Annotated in this window: 22 protein-coding genes; all 22 read left to right on the top strand. The window is 65.8% G+C overall.

All coding sequences use genetic code 11. The features are described from left to right. Positions 1-71: 71 nt before the first annotated feature. Positions 72-206: a 50S ribosomal protein L34 gene (gene rpmH, locus SPICUR_RS09475; RefSeq protein WP_023368428.1), complete on the top strand. Its 135-nt coding sequence runs from the start codon at positions 72-74 to the stop codon at positions 204-206. Between the two features lie 2 nt (positions 207-208). Then, on the top strand, positions 209-583 hold the full coding sequence (rnpA, locus tag SPICUR_RS09470) for a ribonuclease P protein component (protein ID WP_023368426.1): 375 nt from the start codon (positions 209-211) through the stop codon (positions 581-583). After that, positions 568-804: a membrane protein insertion efficiency factor YidD gene (gene yidD / locus SPICUR_RS09465; RefSeq protein WP_023368424.1), complete on the top strand. Its 237-nt coding sequence runs from the start codon at positions 568-570 to the stop codon at positions 802-804. Before rnpA ends, yidD begins: the two co-directional genes overlap by 16 nt. Next, positions 801-2,471 (top strand): membrane protein insertase YidC, encoded by a 1,671-nt coding sequence (yidC, locus tag SPICUR_RS09460; RefSeq protein ID WP_023368422.1) that lies wholly within the window; start codon positions 801-803, stop codon positions 2,469-2,471. The genes yidD and yidC overlap by 4 nt, the downstream gene beginning before the upstream one ends. Beyond that, positions 2,464-3,798, top strand: a complete 1,335-nt coding sequence (gene mnmE, locus SPICUR_RS09455) for a tRNA uridine-5-carboxymethylaminomethyl(34) synthesis GTPase MnmE (RefSeq protein ID WP_023368420.1) — start codon at positions 2,464-2,466, stop codon at positions 3,796-3,798. The genes yidC and mnmE overlap by 8 nt, the downstream gene beginning before the upstream one ends. A gap of 15 nt (positions 3,799-3,813) precedes the next feature. Beyond that, positions 3,814-5,700, top strand: coding sequence for a tRNA uridine-5-carboxymethylaminomethyl(34) synthesis enzyme MnmG (mnmG, locus tag SPICUR_RS09450; protein ID WP_023368418.1), 1,887 nt, complete (start codon positions 3,814-3,816; stop codon positions 5,698-5,700). Next, on the top strand, positions 5,701-6,345 hold the full coding sequence (gene rsmG, locus SPICUR_RS09445; RefSeq protein WP_023368416.1) for a 16S rRNA (guanine(527)-N(7))-methyltransferase RsmG: 645 nt from the start codon (positions 5,701-5,703) through the stop codon (positions 6,343-6,345). A 4-nt stretch (positions 6,346-6,349) separates the two neighbouring features. Then, on the top strand, positions 6,350-7,144 hold the full coding sequence (locus SPICUR_RS09440) for a ParA family protein (protein ID WP_023368414.1): 795 nt from the start codon (positions 6,350-6,352) through the stop codon (positions 7,142-7,144). Continuing rightward, positions 7,144-8,007: a ParB/RepB/Spo0J family partition protein gene (locus SPICUR_RS09435; RefSeq protein ID WP_023368412.1), complete on the top strand. Its 864-nt coding sequence runs from the start codon at positions 7,144-7,146 to the stop codon at positions 8,005-8,007. Before SPICUR_RS09440 ends, SPICUR_RS09435 begins: the two co-directional genes overlap by 1 nt. A 58-nt stretch (positions 8,008-8,065) precedes the next feature. After that, complete coding sequence (locus tag SPICUR_RS09430; protein WP_023368410.1) at positions 8,066-8,431, top strand: ATP synthase subunit I; 366 nt, start codon at positions 8,066-8,068, stop codon at positions 8,429-8,431. Positions 8,432-8,459: 28 nt separating this feature from the next. After that, on the top strand, positions 8,460-9,227 hold the full coding sequence (gene atpB, locus SPICUR_RS09425; protein ID WP_023368408.1) for a F0F1 ATP synthase subunit A: 768 nt from the start codon (positions 8,460-8,462) through the stop codon (positions 9,225-9,227). Between the two features lie 67 nt (positions 9,228-9,294). Further along, entirely contained in the window at positions 9,295-9,558 is a 264-nt protein-coding gene (atpE, locus tag SPICUR_RS09420) for a F0F1 ATP synthase subunit C (protein ID WP_023368406.1), read from the top strand. Between the two features lie 56 nt (positions 9,559-9,614). Next, positions 9,615-10,085 carry a F0F1 ATP synthase subunit B gene (locus tag SPICUR_RS09415; protein WP_023368404.1) on the top strand — a complete coding sequence of 157 codons (471 nt, stop codon included), beginning with the start codon at positions 9,615-9,617 and terminating at the stop codon, positions 10,083-10,085. An 11-nt stretch (positions 10,086-10,096) separates the two neighbouring features. Further along, positions 10,097-10,633, top strand: coding sequence for a F0F1 ATP synthase subunit delta (locus SPICUR_RS09410; RefSeq protein ID WP_023368401.1), 537 nt, complete (start codon positions 10,097-10,099; stop codon positions 10,631-10,633). A 13-nt stretch (positions 10,634-10,646) separates the two neighbouring features. Continuing rightward, positions 10,647-12,188 (top strand): F0F1 ATP synthase subunit alpha, encoded by a 1,542-nt coding sequence (gene atpA / locus SPICUR_RS09405; RefSeq protein ID WP_023368400.1) that lies wholly within the window; start codon positions 10,647-10,649, stop codon positions 12,186-12,188. Between the two features lie 23 nt (positions 12,189-12,211). Further along, the gene (gene atpG / locus SPICUR_RS09400) at positions 12,212-13,084 is read left to right on the top strand and encodes a F0F1 ATP synthase subunit gamma (RefSeq protein ID WP_023368399.1); all 873 of its coding nucleotides are present in this window, start codon (positions 12,212-12,214) and stop codon (positions 13,082-13,084) included. A gap of 54 nt (positions 13,085-13,138) precedes the next feature. Further along, positions 13,139-14,515, top strand: a complete 1,377-nt coding sequence (gene atpD, locus SPICUR_RS09395; RefSeq protein WP_023368397.1) for a F0F1 ATP synthase subunit beta — start codon at positions 13,139-13,141, stop codon at positions 14,513-14,515. A gap of 12 nt (positions 14,516-14,527) precedes the next feature. Next, positions 14,528-14,956, top strand: a complete 429-nt coding sequence (locus SPICUR_RS09390; protein WP_041381903.1) for a F0F1 ATP synthase subunit epsilon — start codon at positions 14,528-14,530, stop codon at positions 14,954-14,956. 38 nt (positions 14,957-14,994) lie between these two features. Further along, positions 14,995-16,365, top strand: a complete 1,371-nt coding sequence (gene glmU, locus SPICUR_RS09385) for a bifunctional UDP-N-acetylglucosamine diphosphorylase/glucosamine-1-phosphate N-acetyltransferase GlmU (RefSeq protein WP_023368392.1) — start codon at positions 14,995-14,997, stop codon at positions 16,363-16,365. 20 nt (positions 16,366-16,385) lie between these two features. After that, the gene (gene glmS / locus SPICUR_RS09380) at positions 16,386-18,218 is read left to right on the top strand and encodes a glutamine--fructose-6-phosphate transaminase (isomerizing) (protein ID WP_023368390.1); all 1,833 of its coding nucleotides are present in this window, start codon (positions 16,386-16,388) and stop codon (positions 18,216-18,218) included. A gap of 19 nt (positions 18,219-18,237) precedes the next feature. Continuing rightward, positions 18,238-18,687 (top strand): EF-hand domain-containing protein, encoded by a 450-nt coding sequence (locus SPICUR_RS09375; protein ID WP_023368388.1) that lies wholly within the window; start codon positions 18,238-18,240, stop codon positions 18,685-18,687. Beyond that, positions 18,677-19,963 (top strand): hypothetical protein, encoded by a 1,287-nt coding sequence (locus SPICUR_RS09370; RefSeq protein WP_023368386.1) that lies wholly within the window; start codon positions 18,677-18,679, stop codon positions 19,961-19,963. Before SPICUR_RS09375 ends, SPICUR_RS09370 begins: the two co-directional genes overlap by 11 nt. Positions 19,964-19,970: the final 7 nt, after the last annotated feature.

The raw sequence follows: 19,970 nt of genomic DNA, 5'->3' as shown, positions 1-19,970 counted from the left end.
CACCAGGCGGACTGCGGCAGTACATTTCCGGGCTGTTTATCTGCTAACCATTTTGATAAGGCGGCACCGTCATGAAACGGACGTTTCAACCCAGTGTGATCAAGCGCAAGCGCAATCATGGTTTCCGTGCCCGGATGGCGACCCGTAACGGTCGCAAGGTACTGGCGCGCCGTCGTGCCAAGGGGCGTGCCCGGCTGACGCCCTGACCTTGGCTGGGGCGACGGCGGAGGCTCAGGGTTTTCCCCGGACTGCGCGCCTGACCCAGTCCCGGGATTTCCGGGCCGTGTTCGCCGATGCCCGTCGTCATGGCGATCGCCATTTCACGATCCTTGTCGGCCATGGTTGTGGCGAAACCGCACGATTGGGGCTCGCCGTTTCCAAGCGCGCCGCGCCCCGTTCGGTGGATCGCAGCCGACTCAAGCGCTTGATTCGGGAGCGCTTCCGCCACCATCTCACGCGATTGCCAGTGGTTGACGTCGTCGTGATGGTGAGACCGATTGCGCGTCAGTGCGATAATCCGACCCTGATTCGGTCACTCGACAAACTCTGGCAACGGATATCCGGCCCATGCGAATCATCCTGATCGGTCTGCTGCGCGCCTATCGCTACTGCATCAGCCCGTTACTCGGGCCATGCTGCCGGTTTCATCCCACTTGCTCGTGCTATGCCATCGAGGCCGTCGAGCGCCACGGCACCGTTCGCGGTGGCTACTACGCGATCCGACGCATCCTGCGTTGCAATCCCCTCCACCCCGGCGGCATCGATCCGGTACCGGGCAGTGAAACCACGAGTCGTCACCCATGATGGACAACCAACGCCTATTCCTGATCGGGGCACTGGCCCTGGTTCTGCTGCTGATCTGGACGACCTGGCAGCGCGACTATGGCGCTGAGCCCGCGCCGCAGGTCGAGTCCACGGAGGCAGCCAGCGAGTCGGCGGCACCGGTGGCTGAGGCGCCCCCGTCCTCGTCATCGCAGGCGGATACAGAGGCGGCACCGGCCCGTGAGCCCGGCAATGATACGGCGAACGACGCCGCAGGCAGTAGTGATGTGATCCGCGTCGAGACCGACATGCTCTCGGTCAGCATCCCGCTGCAGGGCGGTAACATCAGTCAGGCGCAGCTGCTCAAGCACTCGGTCTCTGAAGACGACCCGGCCCCATTCACTCTCCTCAGCCCCTCCAGCCCGCTGTTCATGGCGCAGAGCGGCCTGGTCAGTGACGGTGGCGAGGCACCGGATCATCAGGCGACATGGCAGGCGAGTGACGATCAATATCGGCTCGAGGACGGTCAGGATACGCTTGAGGTGCCGATCCGCTGGCGCAGCGACGACGGTGTGACGGTCACCCGGCGCTACATCTTCGAGCGCGACAGCTATGTCGTGCGGATGGTCCAGGAGGTCGAGAACCGCTCTGATTCGCCGTGGCGCGCCTATCAATACAGCCAGCTGCTGCGCTCGGCCGAGACCGAGGGCCCGGGTTTTCTGGGTGCCGCGAGCTATACCGGTGGCGTGATCTACAGCCCCGCCGAGAAGTACGAGAAGATCAGCTTCGGCGACATGGAAGACGATGATCTCTCGCGGGACATCGACGATGGCTGGCTCGCGATGATCCAGCATTACTTCCTCGCCGCCTGGGTTCCGCCGCGGGATCAGGCAATGCGCTACTACAGCCGTTTCGATGAGGGCGAGTACGTCCTCGGCCAGAGCTCCCCCTGGCAGACCGCGGCCGCGGGCGAGACCGCCACCTTCGAGAACCGGCTGTTCGTCGGTCCCAAGGAGCAGGACCGGCTCGATGCGGTCGCGACGGGACTGCAACTGACGGTGGATTATGGCTGGCTGACCATCATATCCAAGCCACTGTTCATTGCCCTGAGCTGGATCCATGACGTGGTGGGCAACTGGGGCTGGTCGATCATCCTGCTGACGCTGGGTATCAAGCTGGTCTTCTATAAGCTCTCCGAGACCAGCTATCGGTCGATGGCGCGGATGCGCAAGCTCCAGCCGGAGATGCAAAAGCTCCGCGAGCGCTACTCCGAGGACCGCCAGCAAATGAACCAGGAGCTGATGCAGCTCTATAAGAAAGAACAGGTGAACCCGCTGGGTGGCTGTCTGCCGATTCTCATCCAGATACCCGTGTTCATCGCCCTCTACTGGGTGCTGCTGGAGAGTGTCGAGTTGCGCCAGGCGCCCTGGATCCTGTGGATCCAGGACCTGTCGGTGCGTGATCCGTTCTACGTGCTGCCGCTGCTGATGGGTGCATCGATGTTTCTGCAGCAAAAGCTCAATCCGGCGCCGATGGATCCGATTCAGCAGAAGATCATGATGGGCTTACCGTTCGTGTTCACCATCTTCTTCATGTTCTTCCCGGCTGGACTGGTGCTCTACTGGGTGACCAACAACAGCCTGTCCATTGCCCAGCAGTGGTTCATCACCCGGCGCATCGAGGCCGGTGACAAGAAGGCGAATGTCTGACGCGACGATCTGCGCGGTGGCGACACCGCCGGGTCGGGGTGGCATTGGCGTCATCCGCCTGTCCGGACCGGCTACCGCGTCGCTGATCGAGGCAATGGTCGGCGCGCTGCCCTCGCCCCGGCGGGCCAGCTTCCGGCGCTTTGCCGGTGATGATGGCGCGGCCATCGACGAGGGACTGGTGCTCTGGTTCCCCGGCCCGCAGTCATTCACCGGCGAGGATGTCGCTGAACTGCATGGCCATGGCGGACCGGTGGTCATGGATCGGCTCCTCCAGCGCCTTCTAGCGCTCGGTGCCGAGCTGGCCGCACCGGGTGAATTCAGTCACCGCGCCTACCTCAACGGTCGGATCGACCTCACCCGCGCCGAGGCCATTGCCGATCTCATCGAGGCCGGCAGCGAGTCGGCGGCGCGTGCCGCGGTGCGCTCGCTACAGGGTGAATTCGCCCGGACCGTCGAGCGCCTGGTTCAGCGGCTGACCGATCTCCGCGTTCATCTCGAGGCGGGCATCGACTTTGCGGATGAGCCACTGGAGGGCCTGGCGCTCGACGGGGTGCTGGAGCGGATCGAGGCGATCGCCGCGGATGTCGCCGAGACCCGTCAGGCCGCGGGCCGCGGTCAGCAGCTCCAGGAGGGGCTGACCGTGGTCATCGCGGGTCGGCCCAACGCCGGCAAGTCGAGCCTGCTCAATGCCCTGGCGGGTCGGGATGCGGCGATCGTGACAGCACTGGCCGGCACCACCCGTGATGTGCTCGATACCTACCTGCATATCGATGGCCTGCCGCTGCGGGTGCTGGATACGGCCGGTCTGCGTCAGGGCGGTGATGTGGTCGAGCAGGAGGGGGTCCGTCGGGCCCGTCAGGCGATGCAGCAAGCCGATCGGATCCTGCTGGTTGAAGATGACGCGGCGGCGGGGACGGATCCTGGAGTGGCGGATCCGCAGACGGATCTGCCATCCGCGGTGCCGGTGACCACGGTGATCAACAAGATTGATCTGAGCGGCCGGTCCGCGGGTGTCGCGGATGATGGGCTGGCTGTCTCCGCGTTGACCGGAGAAGGAATGGCGGCACTGCGTGAGCATCTGCGGGCCAGCCTCGGCGAGGATGATAGCGAGGCGGTATTCATCGCACGCCGGCGTCATCTCCAGTCCCTCGACGCGGCTGCGGCCGGTGTCGATGAGGCCCTCGAGGCCGCCCGCGCCGGGGCGGGTGAGGAGCTGATCGCCGAGTCGCTGGGCCAGGCACAGCAGTCGCTGGGCGAGATCACCGGCGCGGTAACCACTGAGGATCTGCTGGGCCGGATCTTCTCGACTTTCTGTATCGGTAAATAGCGGTAGGATCGGGGTATGGATAGCGGACAAGCGCATGACGTCATCGTTGTAGGCGGCGGCCACGCCGGGACCGAGGCCGCTTACGCCGCCGCGCGTACGGGGGCACGGACGCTGTTGCTCACCCAGAGCCTCGATACCATCGGGCAGATGAGCTGTAACCCGGCGATCGGCGGGATCGGCAAGGGTCATCTGGTCCGCGAGATCGACGCCCTGGGCGGCGTCATGGGGCGGGCTGCCGACCGCTCGGGCATCCAGTTCCGGACACTCAATCAACGCAAGGGCCCGGCGGTACGGGCGACCCGTGCGCAGGCCGACCGGGGCCTCTACCGCCAGGCCGTCCGCGGCATCCTCGACGAGGCGCCGAACCTGACACTGTTCCAGGACAGCGTGCACGATCTGATTGTCGAGCAGGGCCATGTGCGCGGCGTCGTCACCGGGATGGGGATCGAGCTCCGGGCCGGCGCCGTCGTCCTCACCGTCGGGACGTTTCTGGGCGGCCGGATCCATATCGGTGATCACCACCGCTCCGGTGGCCGAGCCGGCGACGGCCCATCCATTGCACTGGCGGAGCGACTGCGGGCGCTGCCACTGCGGGTGGGCCGGCTCAAGACCGGTACCCCGCCGCGGATTGATGCCGGCAGCATCGACTTCGCACGGCTCGACACACAGCCCGGGGACGAGCGCCCGGCCTACTTCTCGCGCTGGAGTCGGGGCGACGAGCATCCGCGCCAGGTGCCCTGCCACATCACCCACACCAATGCCCAGAGCCATGCAATCATTCGTGGCGCGCTGCACCGCTCGCCCATGTACAGCGGTGAGATCGACGGCGTCGGCCCACGCTACTGCCCCTCCATCGAGGACAAGGTGGTGCGGTTCGCCGATCGCGACGGCCATCAGATCTTTCTCGAGCCCGAAGGGCTGGATACCCGCGAGGTCTACCCCAACGGCATTTCCACCAGCCTGCCCTTCGATGTCCAGATCGCCATGGTGCGGAGCATCCGTGGCCTCGAGCAGGCGCATGTCACCCGCCCCGGCTACGCCATTGAGTATGACTATCTCGATCCCCGCGACCTGCATCCGAGCCTCGAGAGCCTGCAGCTCCCGGGCCTGTTTATGGCCGGCCAGATCAATGGCACCACCGGCTATGAAGAGGCCGCGGCGCAGGGGTTGCTCGCCGGCATCAATGCCGCGGCCGGCGCCGGTGACCGCCCGCCATGGATCCCGCAGCGCCACGAGGCCTATATCGGCGTGCTGGTGGACGATCTCACGACCCGGGGCACCACGGAGCCCTACCGGATGTTCACCTCACGGGCGGAGTACCGCCTCCACCTGCGCGAGGACAACGCCGATCTTCGGCTGATGCCGGTGGCCCGTGACTACGGTCTGATCAGCGACAGCGCCTGGTCGGCCTTTGAGGCCTATCGCAGGGCGATCGACGCCGAGCGCCAGCGCCTCGAACATACCTGGATCCGCCCGGCGGCGCTGGGAGCGGATCGCGGCGCCGCGCTGCTGGGTAAGCCGCTGCGCCATGAGCAGAGCCTGATGACGCTGCTCAAGCGCCCGGAGATGGACTACGACACCCTTGTGTCGCTGCCCGGGGCGGGTGAGGGCACGGATGACCCCATCGTCCGTCAGCAGGTCATGATCGGGGCCCGCTATGCCGGTTATCTCAAGCGCCAGTCCGACCAGATCGCCCGTCAGGCCCGTTACGAAGACCAGCCCCTGCCGGTGGATCTCGACTATCGCCAGGTCGCGGGGCTGTCGACCGAGGTCTGTGAGAAACTCCAGCGCCACCAGCCCTCCACCCTCGGACAGGCAGGCCGGATCCCGGGCGTGACACCCGCGGCGGTGTCGCTGCTGCTGGTCCATCTGCGTCGTGACCCGGCCCGTCAGAGCGCTTGAATGGCGGCGACCGGGCGCGATCAAGCGGACCTGCACCGCGGGCTTGAGCGCTGGGGTCTGCCTGTGGAGGCGGCGCCGGCGCTGATCGCCTATCGCGATCTGCTGGCACGCTGGAATCGGGTCTATAACCTCTCTGCCATTCGCGATCCGCAGGTCATGATTCCGCGCCACCTGCTTGACAGCCTCGCAGTCGTGCCCTGGCTGCCCGATGGTGCGCTGGTGGATATCGGGACTGGGGCGGGCCTGCCGGGGCTGCCGATCGCGATCGTCCAGCCCCGGCGGCCGGTGACCCTGGTCGAGCCCAATGGCAAAAAAGTCCGGTTCCTGCGCCAGGCCTGTCTGACGCTGGGGCTGGATAACGTCCGTATCATTCCGGGCCGGGGCGAGGATGTGGTCCCGCAGGCGCCGTTTGCGGTGGCCATCTGTCGGGCGTTGACCGATGCGGTGGGTTTCTGGGCCATCGCATCGCGTCTGATCGATGACCGGGGCCAGGCGATCGCCATGAAGGGACGGCCTGAGACCGAGCCATTGGCGGGGCTCGAAGCCGCCGGCGTATCATGGCGTCGGCAGGCCCTTGAGGTGCCCGGACTTGATGCGTCACGACATTTGCTCATCATGGAGCGATCGGTAGCCGTCACAGGATGACCCCATGAATCAGACACTGGCCATCGCCAACCAGAAGGGCGGCGTCGGCAAGACCACGACCTGCGTCAATCTCGCCGCCTCGCTCGTGAGCAACGGTCGTCGGGTGCTACTCGTTGATATGGATCCGCAGGGCAATGCCACGGTCGGTTCCGGCGTCGACAAGGATGCACTGGCGGCGAGCAACTATGAGCTCCTCATGGGCGAGACAACCGCGCAGCGGGTGCGCTGCCGGGATGTGCGCGGCGGTTTCGATCTGCTCCCGGCCAATGGCGATCTGACGGCGGCCGAGGTCGGCCTGATGGCGGTGGATGAGGGCCGTGAGAAGCGTCTCCAGACAGCCATTGCCGCCTGCCGTGACGACTATGATCACATCCTCATCGACTGTCCGCCGTCGCTGAATCTGCTCACCCTCAACGCCTTTGTGGCGGCGGATCACGTGCTCATTCCCATTCAGTGCGAGTACTACGCCCTGGAGGGGCTGAGCGCACTGCTCAACACCATCCATCGGGTCCAGCAGACCGTGAATCCGGCGCTCGAGATCGAGGGACTGGTGCGCACGATGTTCGATGGCCGCAATAATCTCTCCAATCAGGTGGGTGCCCAGCTGCTCGCGCATTTCCCGGGACAGGTCTATCGCACCCAGATCCCGCGCAATGTCCGTCTGGCCGAGGCGCCGAGCCACGGCCTGCCGGTGTTGCAGTATGATCGATCGTCACGTGGCGCCGTCGCCTATCTCGCACTCGCCTCGGAGCTGCTGCGGCGCCAGCGCGCCGCGGGTGCCGATGCAGGAGGACTGTGATGACCAATCGACGCAAGGGGCTGGGCCGGGGGCTGGACGCCCTGCTCGGCGAGGCGGGCGCTGCCCCCGACAGCGCGGCCGCGGATGATCTGCGCGAGGTGCCGCTCGACCAGCTCGAGGGGGGCCGCTATCAGCCGCGCCGCGAATTCGATCCGGCCGCCCTCCAGGCGCTGGCCCAGTCGATCCGCACCCAGGGCGTGGTCCAGCCGATCGTGGTGCGGGCGCTGGCAGAGACCGATCGCTACGAGATCATTGCCGGCGAACGCCGCTGGCGGGCCGCGCAACTCGCCGAGCTCGAGACCATTCCCGCGATCATCCGCGATATTTCCGACGAGATGGCAGTGGCCGTGGCGCTCATCGAGAATATCCAGCGCGAGGATCTCAACCCGCTTGAGGAGGCCAATGCGCTGCAGCGCCTGACCGAGGAGTTCGGCATGACCCACCAGGCGATCGCCGAGGCGGTCGGCCGCTCGAGGGTCGGCGTATCGAACCTGCTGCGTCTGCTCGAACTGGCCGCCGAGGTGAAGGCCTATATCAGTGACGGGGCGCTGGAGATGGGACATGCCCGCGCGCTGCTGGCGCTGGATCCGGCGGCACAGGCCGCGGCGGCAGCGCAGGTCGTCAGCCGTGGACTCACCGTCCGTCAGACCGAGGCCCTGGTCCGCAGGCAGCTTGCGGGTGAATCCGCCGAGGCCACGGAACCGCCCCGCACCGACCCCAATATCCGCCGGTTGCAGGACGATCTCGCCGACCGCCTCGGTGCCAGTGTGCGTATCGAGCCGGGCCAGCGGGGCAATGGTCGAGTCGTGATCCGCTACAACAGCCTCGACGAGCTCGACGGGATTCTCGAGCATATCCGTTGAAGCCCATGGTTGAGTTCATTATACTCCGACAACTTTCGCGGGTCGTTGTGACGGCAGTATGTCGCTGAGACGGGTCGCACTGCGGGTCATCCGGATACAGATGGCCATCGGGCTGATCGCCGCCGGGATCTGGACGCTGTCCAGCGGTCCCGGGGCTGGGCTCGCAGCCGTATCGGGAGCAGGCATCAGCGCGTTCATGACGTTCTACGTCGCCGCACGCTGGCGCCTGAGAAGCGCGGCGGAGGATGAGCCAAAGGCGATCCTCGGGGCCTTCTACCGCGCCCAGATGATGAAGCTGCTGCTGGGGACGCTGCTGATCGTCACCGCCGTCTATGCCTTTCAGGACGAGGCGGCCGCGCTGGTGACAACGCTGGCCCTGACACTCACCGCCTACGGCCTGGTGTTGCTGGGCGACATCGATTGAACGCGGACGCAACGGGACAGAAACGATTATGGCAAGCGGTTCGGCCACGGAATACGTCACTCACCATCTCGAGCACCTCACGGTGGGCGAGGGGTTCTGGACGTTAAACATCGACACGCTCATCGTCTCGTGGGTGCTGGGCCTGATCTTCCTCGGTCTGTTCTACAGCGTCGCGCGGAAGGCCAGCGCCGACAGCCCGACCGGGCTGCAGAACGCCATTGAAGGTTGCGTCGAGTTCATCGACCAGCAGGTCAGCGACAGCTTCCAGGGGCCCAAGGACTTCGTCGCGCCGCTGGCGCTGACGATTTTCATCTGGGTGCTGTTCTGGAATCTGATGGATCTCATTCCCGTCGACCTCTTCCCCACGATCCTGGGCTGGTTCGGTGTCGAGTACGTGCGTGTCCTGCCATCCGCGGACATGAACGCGACCTTCGGTCTGTCACTGACCGTGCTCGCCCTGATCATCATCTTCGGGGTCAAGGGCAAGGGCGCGAAGGGATTCGGCAAGGATATGTTCTGCCATCCGTTCGGCGCGCATCCGGCGCTCTGGCTGCCCAACGTGCTGCTGAACATCGTCGAGATGATCGCCAAGACGGTATCGCTCGCGATGCGACTGTTCGGCAACCTTTACGCCGCTGAGATCATTTTCATCCTCATCGCACTGCTGCCCGTCTGGGCGCAGTGGGTGCCGGGTCTTGCCTGGGCGATTTTCCATATTCTGGTGATCCCGCTGCAGGCATTCATATTCATGGTGCTCACCATCGTGTACCTGAGTCTCGCTTACGAGGATCATTGAGGGGTCGGCCACAAGCCACCCGTTCAAACGCTTTTAACCCTTAAACGACCCCTGTATTGGAGGAACCATGGAAGCAATCGCCCAGGTCCAGGCATTTACTGCCATCACCATTGGACTCATCTTCGCCTTCGCCGCCGTCGGCACCAGCATCGGCTTCGGCCTGCTCGGCGGGAAGTTTCTCGAGGGCATCGCCCGTCAGCCGGAAGTGGCCGGTGTGCTGCAGGTCCGCATGTTCATCGTGGCCGGTCTGCTCGACGCCGTGTCGATCATCGGCGTGGCATTCGCTGCACTGCTGATGTTCGCGAACCCGCTGCTCGGCGCGCTGACCTGAACCCATCGGACGACACGACAACCTGCCATTCACCGGCAGCCATCGGAGAGTAGACCGTGGGCATTAACGCAACGCTGTTCGGACAGATGATCACCTTTGTGGTGTTCATTCTGTTCACCATGAAGTTCGTCTGGCCGCCCATCAAACAGGCCATGAGCGAGCGTGAGAAGCGGATCGCGGACGGTCTGGCTTCCGCCGAGCGCAGCCAGCGCGAGCTGGAGCTCGCCAAGGAGCGGGGCGCCGAGCATATCCGCGAGGCCAAGGCACAGGCGGGCGAGATCATCGAGCGGGCCAACCGTCAGGGCGCATCCATCGTTGAAGAGGCGCGCGAGGAGGCCCGGGCGGTCGCCGAGCGCGAGAAGGCCGCCGCTGACGCACGCATTGAACAGGAGGTCTCCCAGGCACGGGCAGCGCTCCGGCGTGACGTCTCGGAGCTCGCCATCGTGGGTGCAAGCCGCATCCTCGAGCGCGAAGTCGACCCCAAGGCACATCAGCAGATGCTCGACGAGCTGGCTGAGCAGGTCTGAGGCAAAGGGATATGGCGCAGAAAACCACGGTTGCCCGTCCCTACGCCGATGCGGCGTTCCAGCTCGCGCAGGCCGCCGGGGCACTGGCAGGCTGGGCCGATGGCCTGGCGATGGCGGCGGCGGTTGTCTCTGACAGCCGTGTCGCCACGGTGCTGGGCCACCCGCGGGTCGATGACGGGCGCAAGGCGGATCTGGTACTGGATGTCTGTGGCGAGGCACTGGACGGCCAGCAGCGCAACTTCGTGCGACTGCTGGTCCAGCGCGACCGGATCGGCGTGCTGCCCGAGATCAGCCATCAGTACGATCGCCTGCGGGCCGAGTACGAGAAGACACTGAACGCCGAGCTCACTACCGCTCATCCGATTGACGACGCGGTCCGTGACCGACTGGCCGAGGCGCTTTCCCAACGGCTGGCACGGACGGTGAGTCTGGATACGCAGCTCGACGAATCGCTCATCGGCGGTGCGGTCATCCGTGCCGGCGACCTGGTTATCGATGGCTCGGTGCGCGGTCGGCTCAACCGGCTCACCAGCGCCCTCAGTCGCTAAGAGGACAGATTAGATGCAACTCAATCCCACGGAAATCAGTGACCTGATCAAACAGCGCATCGAGGGCTTCGAGTCCGTCGCCGAGGCGCGCAATGAAGGCACAGTGGTCAGTGTCAGCGATGGCATCGTCCGCATCCATGGCATCAGCAATGTCATGCAGGGCGAGATGCTGGAATTCCCCGGCGAGACCTACGGCATGGCGCTCAACCTCGAGCGCGACTCGGTCGGTGCGGTCGTGCTGGGCGATTACTCGCACCTCAATGAGGGCGACACCGTCCGCACCACCGGGCGCATCCTCGAGGTGCCAATCGGCGAGGGCCTCCTGGGCCGCGTGGTCAATACGCTGGGTGATCCCATCGACGGCAAGGGCGCCGTGCCCTCTGACCAGACCGCCCCGGTGGAGAAGGTCGCACCGGGTGTGATCGACCGGCAGTCCGTCGATCAGCCGGTGCAGACGGGGCTCAAGGCCATCGACTCCATGGTTCCGGTGGGCCGCGGCCAGCGTGAGCTGATCATCGGCGACCGCCAGACCGGCAAGACCGCCGTCGCCGTCGACGCGATCATCAATCAGAAAGACACTGGCATTAAGTGCATTTACGTCGCGATTGGTCAGAAGGCCTCGGCCATCGCCAACGTGGTCCGCAAGCTCGAGGAGCACGGCGCGCTGGATCACACCATCATCGTCGCTGCGTCGGCGGCGGAGTCGGCGGCGCTGCAGTTCATCGCCCCCTATGCCGGCTGCACGATGGGTGAGTTCTTCCGCGACCGCGGCGAGGATGCATTGATCGTTTTTGACGACCTCTCGAAGCAGGCGGTGGCCTATCGTCAGGTGTCACTGCTGCTGCGCCGGCCGCCGGGCCGTGAGGCCTTCCCCGGTGACGTCTTCTACCTCCATTCGCGGTTGCTCGAGCGCGCCTCGCGCATCAATGAGGCCGATGTCGAGCGGCGCACCAACGGTGAGGTCAAGGGTAAGACGGGCTCGCTGACCGCGCTGCCGATCATCGAGACCCAGGCGGGCGACGTCTCCGCGTTCGTGCCGACCAACGTCATCTCCATCACCGATGGTCAGATCTATCTCGAGACCGATCTGTTCAACGCGGGTATCCGGCCGGCGATCAACGCCGGTCTGTCGGTGTCGCGTGTCGGTGGCTCGGCGCAGACCAAGATCGTCAAGAAGCTGGGGGGTGGCATCCGCCTGGCACTGGCGCAGTATCGTGAGCTGGCGGCGTTCGCGCAGTTCGCCTCCGACCTCGACGAGTCCACGCGCAAGCAGCTCGAGCGCGGTGAGCGCGCGATGGAGGTGCTCAAGCAGGGCCAGTATGCCCCGCTCTCGGTCGCCTTCATGGCCCTGTCGCTGTTCGCGCTCAACGAGGGCTACCTCGATGATCTCGATAATAAGAAAGTCAGTGACTTCGAGGCCGCTCTGCATCAGCATGTCGCCAACAACGCGGCCGAGCTGATGCAGCAGATCAATGACACCGGGGATTACACCGACGAGATCAAGCGCCAGCTGACCGCGGTGCTTGATGATTTCAAGTCGACCGGTACCTGGTAACGGCATTTTAGGGTAGGAACGGCATGTCCGGCGCGAAGGAAATACGCACTCAGATCAAGAGTGTCGGCAACACGCAGAAGATCACCACGGCCATGGAGATGGTCGCGGCATCGAAGATGCGTGGCGCGCAGCAGCGTATGCAGGCCGCACTCCCCTACGCCGACAAGATGCGTCAGGTGATCCGTCACCTGGCGCTGGCGAACCCCGAGTATCGGCATCCGTTCCTGACGGCCCCCGAGACCGAGGATCGGGTCGGCTATATCGTCATATCCAGCGATCGTGGGCTCTGCGGCGGGCTGAACAACAACCTGTTCCGCGCCATCGTCAAGGATCTGCGTGACCAGGAGTCCGCGGGTCGCGAGGTGCGGATGTGCACAGTCGGCTCGAAGGCCATTCAGTTCTTCAGCCGTCTGCCGCCGACCATCTCCGCCGAGGTCTCCCAGCTCGGTGACAAGCCGGCGCTGGCCGATATCATCGGTACGGTCAAGGTCATGATGGATCAGTATGCGGAAGGCAACCTCGATCGGGTCGTCATCTGCTACAACCGCTTCGTCAACACGATGACGCAGAAGCCGGTGATGGAGCAGCTCCTGCCGCTGCCCGTCCCCGAAGCGGAGGACAGCACCCGCTCGGCGCACAGCTGGGACTACATCTACGAGCCCTCGCCGGCCGAGGCGCTGGACCAGCTCCTCGAGCGCTACATCGAATCCCTGGTGTTCCAGGCCCTGGTCGAGAACATCGCCTGTGAGCAGGCCGCACGCATGGTGGCCATGAAGGCCGCGTCCGATAACGCCGGAAAACTGATCGACGACCTGAACCTCGCCTACAACAAGGCGCGCCAGGCTGCGATCACCACGGAGCTCTCTGAGATCGTGGCCGGCGCTGAAGCCGTCTAGCGTGAACGGCGAACCACAACCGAATACAACGCTTTCGCGAAGAGGAACCGCGCTATGAGTTCAGGAAAGGTCGTCCAGATCATCGGTGCCGTGGTGGACATTGAGTTCCCCCGCGACGCCGTCCCGAAGATCTATGACGCACTCGATATCAAGGCCAATGATCTGGTCCTCGAGGTGCAGCAGCAGACCGGCGACGGCGTCGTTCGGGCCATCGCCATGGGCAGCACCGACGGCCTCCAGCGCGGTGTCGAGGTGACCAACTCCGGGGCACCGATTTCTGTGCCGGTCGGAGAGAAGACCCTCGGGCGCATCATGAATGTGCTTGGCGAGCCCGTGGACCAGGTGGGTGAGGTCGGCGCCGAGCAGCGCTGGCCGATCCATCGCAAGGCTCCGTCCTACGAGGAGCAGGCCGGATCCACCGAGCTGCTCGAGACAGGCATCAAGGTCATCGACCTGCTCTGCCCATTCGCCAAAGGCGGCAAGGTCGGCCTGTTCGGCGGCGCCGGTGTGGGCAAGACCGTCAACATGATGGAGCTGATCCGCAATATCGCCATCGAGCATTCCGGTTACTCGGTGTTCGCCGGCGTCGGTGAGCGGACCCGTGAGGGCAACGACTTCTATCACGAGATGAAGGACTCCGACGTCCTCGACAAGGTGGCACTGGTCTACGGCCAGATGAACGAGCCGCCGGGTAACCGTCTGCGCGTGGCGCTGACCGGCCTGACCATGGCGGAGTTCTTCCGTGACGAGGGTCGTGACGTGCTGATGTTCATCGACAACATCTACCGCTACACCCTGGCCGGTGTCGAGGTCTCGGCGCTGCTCGGCCGCATGCCGTCCGCGGTGGGCTACCAGCCGACCCTGGCCGAGGAGATGGGCGTCCTGCAGGAGCGCATCACATCGACCCAGAAGGGCTCGATCACCTCCATCCAGGCGGTCTATGTGCCGGCCGACGACCTGACGGACCCGTCGCCCGCCACCACTTTCGCGCATCTGGATGCGACCATCGTGCTGGCCCGCTCCATCGCCGAGCTGGGCATCTACCCGGCCGTCGATCCGCTCGACTCCACCTCGCGTCAGCTCGATCCGCAGGTGGTCGGCAAGGAGCACTACGACACGGCGCAGGACGTCCAGCAGGTGCTGCAGCGCTACAAGGAGCTGCAGGACATCATCGCCATTCTCGGTATGGACGAGCTCTCCGAAGAGGACAAGCAGAGCGTGACGCGGGCGCGGAAGATCCAGCGGTTCCTGTCGCAGCCCTTCTTCGTGGCCGAGGTCTTCACCGGTTCGCCGGGTAAGTACGTGAGCCTCAAGGAGACCATCCGTGGCTTCCGGGCGATCGTGGATGGCGAGCACGATGATCTGCCGGAGCAGGCATTCTATATGGTCGGCACGATCGACGAGGCCGTCGAGAAGGCCCGCAACCTGTAAGGGAAGGCCGCTATGGGCATTACCATGCATATCGACATCGTCAGCGCCGAGGAGTCCATTCACTCCGGCGCGGCGACATTCATCGTGGCGCGTGCCGTCGGTGGCGAGGTCGGCATTTATCCGCGGCATGTCCCCATGCTCGTCCAGCTCCAGCCCGGTGAGGTGACGGTGCGCGACGAGTTCGGGGCGGATCAGTTCTACTACGTCTCCGGTGGGACCATGGAGATCCAGCCGGACGTGGTGACGGTGCTCGCCGACGCCGCGACCCGCGCCCACGATATCGACGAGGCCGCCGCTGAGCAGGCGCGGAAGCGCGCCGAGGAAGCGCTCGCCAATCGAAGCAGTGAGATCGACTACGCCCGGGCCCAGGGCGAGCTGGTCGAGGCCGCGGCCCAGCTGCGCACCATCCAGAAGCTCCGCAAGACCGCCAACCGGACCTGATCCCGGCTGGACGGCCCCTTCGGGCGGGAAGGAGTCCCATGTCCAGTCCACCACTCAGCATCATTGTCCTCGCCGCCGGCGAGGGCAAGCGTATGCGCTCTCACACGCCCAAAGTGCTCCAGACCGTGGCCGGGCGCTCAATGCTCGGTCATGTGCTTGATGCCGCCCGGCCGCTCAACCCGCAATCCATCCACGTCATCCACGGCCACGGTGGCGAGGCGGTGCGCGCCGCGTTCCCCGATCCGGACCTGCACTGGGTTCACCAGGCCCAGCGGCTGGGAACGGGCCATGCCGTCCAGCAGGCGCTGCCGCACATCCCCGATGCCCATCAGGTGCTGGTGCTCTGTGCCGATGTGCCGCTGACACGACCGCAGACGCTGCAGGCGCTGGTGGCCGAGGCCCAGCCGGGGGTATCGCTGCTCACGGTGGTTCTCGACGACCCCCGGGGTTATGGGCGGATCCTCCGTGATGGCGCGGGACTGGTCAGTGGCATTGTCGAGCAAAAGGATGCGACACCCGAGCAGCAGCGCATCGGCGAGATCAATACCGGTCTGCTCTGCCTGCCCGCCGGTCCGCTGCGCCGTTGGCTGGAACGGCTTCATACCGGTAACGCCCAGGGTGAGTATTACCTGACTGACTGCATCGCCATGGCCCACGACGAGGGCTGGAGCGTACGCCCGGTGACCTGCAGCGATCCGCGTGAGGTACAGGGCGTCAATGACCGCGAGCAGCTGGCGGCGGTGGAACGGGCCTGCCAGCAGCGCCAGGCACAGGCCCTGATGCGCGATCAGGGCCTTGGCCTTTCCGACCCAGCGCGTTTTGACCTGCGTGGAACGCTCACGGTGGGCCATGACTGTTCCATCGACGTCGATGCCATCATCGAGGGTGAGGTGAGCCTGGGGGATGACGTCCGGATCGGTCCGTTCACCCGACTGCAGGACTGCACGCTTGGGTCAGGCACCGAGGTCCTCGCGCACTGCGACATCGAGTCAGCGGCGATCGGCCGCGACTGCCGGATCGGGCCCTTCGCACGGCTGCGCCCCGGTACGACACTGGCAACGGGGGCCCGGGTCGGCAATTTCGTCGAGGTCAAACAGGCCCGGATCGGTGCGGGCAGTAAAATCAATCACCTTTCCTACGTGGGGGATGCCCGGGTGGGCGCCCACGTGAACGTGGGCGCGGGGACGATCACCTGCAACTATGATGGTCGTGACAAGCATGTCACGCAGGTGGATGACGGGGTTTTCATCGGCTCCAACACCGCGCTGGTGGCGCCGCTGCATATCGCCGCCGGCGCCACGATCGGTGCCGGCACCACACTGCGTGACGATGTCGCCGCCGACAGTCTCGCTGTGGATCGTGGCCAGGTTCGCCAGATCCCCGGCTGGGGCGCCGACCGGGACGGATAGTTCGACAGGGGAGAAGCCGAATGTGTGGAATCGTTGGAGCGATCGCGGAAAGGGATGTCGCGCCCATACTGCTGGAGGGGCTGCGTCGCCTCGAATACCGCGGCTATGACTCCGCCGGGCTGGCCCTGCTCGATGCCGCCGGCGACCTGCATCGCCACCGGGCCGTCGGCAAGGTGGCGGCCCTCGCCGACGCCCAGGCAGCAGCGCCCCACAGCGGCGGCGTGGGCATCGCCCATACCCGCTGGGCCACCCATGGTGCCCCCACCGAGGCCAACGCCCACCCCCATGTCGCCCGCGACGAGGTGGCGATCGTCCATAACGGCATCATCGAGAATCATGAGGCCCTGCGGGATCGCCTGACCGCGGTGGGCTATACCTTTGAATCGCAGACCGATACCGAGGCGGTGGTGAACGCCGTCCACGAGCGGCTCGAGGGCGGTGACGACCTGCTCGCCGCCACGCAGGGTGTGATCGCCGAACTCACCGGCGCCTATGCGCTGGGGGTGATCGCCCGGCGTGATCCACAGCGTCTGATCGTCGCGCGGCGGGGCAGTCCGCTGGTGATCGGGGTGGGTATCGGCGAGCATTTCATTGCCTCCGATGTCGCCGCCCTGCTGCCAGTGACCCGCCGTTTCATTGACCTCCAGGAAGGGGATGTCGCCGAGCTCACCCGCCAATCCGTGCGGGTGTTTGATGCCAACGGTCACGCCGTCGAGCGCCCGATCCGCACCTCTGATCTGACGGCCGATGCCGTTGAGCGCGGGGCATTCCGGCATTTCATGGCCAAGGAGATCCACGAGCAGCCCAATGCCGTGGCGGAGACGCTTGAGGGTCGCGTGGCCGATGATCGCATCCTGCCCGAGGCCCTGGGACCGGCAGCGACGCAATTACTGGCCGATGCCCAGCGCATCCAGATCGTCGCCTGCGGGACGAGCCATCACGCCGGTCTGGTCGCACGCTACTGGTTCGAGTCCATCGCCGGGCTGCCCTGCGACGTCGAGGTGGCCAGCGAATTCCGCTACCGCCGCCATGTGGTCGCGCCGGGGACGGTGTTCGTCACTCTGTCCCAGTCCGGGGAGACCGCCGACACCCTTGCCGCCCTGCGCGAAGCGAAGACCCTCGGCTATCGGGCGACCCTGGCGATCTGCAATGTTCCCGAGAGCTCGCTGGTCCGTGAATCCGATCTGGTCATGATGACCCGGGCCGGCCCAGAGATCGGCGTTGCCTCCACCAAGGCCTTCACCACCCAGCTCACCGCATTGCTGCTGACGGTCATCGCCGCCGGCCGGGCCCATGGCATGGACCGTGAGGCGGAGGCGCGCCTGATACGGGCATTGCGCCAGATCCCGCGACAGATCGAGACGGTGCTGGATCTCGAATCGCGCATTGAGACCCTCGCCGAGGCCTTCATCGACAAGCACCACGCCCTGTTCCTGGGCCGGGGAACGCAATACCCGATCGCCATGGAGGGGGCGCTCAAGCTCAAGGAGATTTCCTACATCCACGCCGAGGCGTATCCTGCCGGCGAGCTCAAGCACGGCCCGCTGGCGCTGGTGGATGGGGATATGCCGGTGGTCACGGCCGCGCCCAACAACGACCTGGTGGAAAAGCTCAAGTCCAACCTCCAGGAGGTTCGGGCCCGGGGCGGACGGCTCTACGTGTTCGCCGATCCGGCCGCGGCCCCGGCAGCCTATGACGACTGTCAGGTGATTGCCCTGCCATCGGTGGACGAGGCGGTGGCCCCGCTGCTCTACAGCGTGCCGTTCCAGCTCCTCGCCTACCATGTCGCAGTGCTCAAGGGCACCGACGTCGACAAGCCGCGCAATCTGGCGAAATCGGTCACGGTGGAGTGACCCCGAACAAAGGAGATCAATGATGCGTCAATCAATCACCGCGCTGTTCGTGGCCGGGGTACTCAGCGCCGCTCCGGCCCTCGCTTCGGAGGAGTCGGCTCAGATGCCGCCGGCCGAGCGCTTCCTCGGTGTCTGGGACCTGAACGGCGATGGCACCGCCACGCTCGAGGAGCTCGAGACCATGCGTGGACGGGTATTCAACAGCTTTGACCGCAACGGCGACGGCGTCCTCGACGCCAGCGAGTACGAGGCCTTCGATGCCGCGCGGGAAGGCGACGTGGCCGGCTACGAGGGCGAGGCCCGCGAGCTGATGGAGCGGATTACCGACGGCATGAGTCTGCCGGCCTCGGATGCCAATGGCGACGGCCGGGTCCAGCGCGCCGAATTCATCAACGGCACCGAAACCTGGCTGGATGACCTGGATCGCAACGACGACGGAGTGATCACCGCCGACGATCTTGCCCCTTAAGCCGGTTCTGGCGACGGTCGCGGGGCTGGCACTGACGGCCTGCATCGCGCTCAGCGCCGTCGCCAGTCTCACCGGTGTGGTGCCACTGCTGGCCGCCGGGCTGCCGGCCTGGCTGGCCGGTGTCATCCTCTGGCGCGATGTGCCGCGCCGGGTCCGCATTCAGGCCAGTGTCCTGCTGGCCGTCGGCGGACTGGGACTGGCGGCCGGGTTTTTCGCCGACGGCCAGGTGGACTGGCACACCGCCGTCGCCGGCAATGCCCTGCTGATCGCCATGCTGGGGGCGGTGAGTTTTCTGCGCCTGATCGCCGTGCCGCCCACCGCGGCGTCGGCCGAGGCGCCGCCGGGTCGGCGCAGCCTCGTCAATACGCTGGCCGGGGTGCACCTGTTCGGATCGGTGGTGAACCTGCCCACCGTGTTCATCATGGCAAGGCGCATGAGCGATGGCCACACCCTGACGCGCCAGCAGGCCATCACGCTGGTCCGCGGGTTTGGCAGCGCCGCTTTCTGGTCACCGTTCTTTGCCGCCATGGCCGCGGCGCTGACCTACGCGCCGGGTGCGCGACTGCCGCTGCTGCTGGCCTTTGGCGGGCCCCTGGCGCTGGCGGCGCTCGCGCTGACGTTCCGTGATGTCAGCGCGCTGGATGTCGATGCCTTCCACGGCTATCCGATCAACTTCGGCAGTCTCTGGCTGCCCGGCCTGCTGGGGGTTGCGATCCTGCTGGCACACAGCTGGCGGCCATCGCTGTCGGTACTGGGTCTGATCGCGCTGCTGGCACCGAGCGTGACGGCCGTTACCCTGCTCCTCACCGATTCGCGCCCCGGTCAGACGCTGGGGGATCATGTGCGGCGCGGCCTGCCGGCGATGCGTGGCGAGCTGGTGCTGTTCCTGTCCGCCGGCGTCATGGCAGCCGGCCTGATGAGTCTGGTGTCGGTGACCGGGGTCGCTCTGCCCTTCGAGCAGTTCGGTGGACTCCAGGCAGGGCTGCTGCTGACGGTACTGGTCGCGCTCTCCATCGTCGGGGTGCATCCAGTGATCGGTGTCGCGGCGGCTGCGGCCGTTGTGGCGCCGCTCGATCCCAACCCCAGTCTGCTGGCGAGTTGCTTTCTCGCCGCCTGGGGCATCGGCGTGGCGGTCAGCCCGCTATCCGCCATGAACCTCGCCCTGCAGGGCGCCTACAGCCTGCGTCCGTTGGACCTACTGCGCTGGAACCTGCCCTACGCCGCGGTCATGATCGCCATCGCCAGCGCGCTATTCTTCCTGCATCCGGGGGCCTAGCCGGCGC

This window comes from Spiribacter curvatus (assembly GCF_000485905.1).
Taxonomy (GTDB): domain Bacteria; phylum Pseudomonadota; class Gammaproteobacteria; order Nitrococcales; family Nitrococcaceae; genus Spiribacter; species Spiribacter curvatus.
This window is presented reverse-complemented; position numbering and strand designations above follow the sequence as displayed.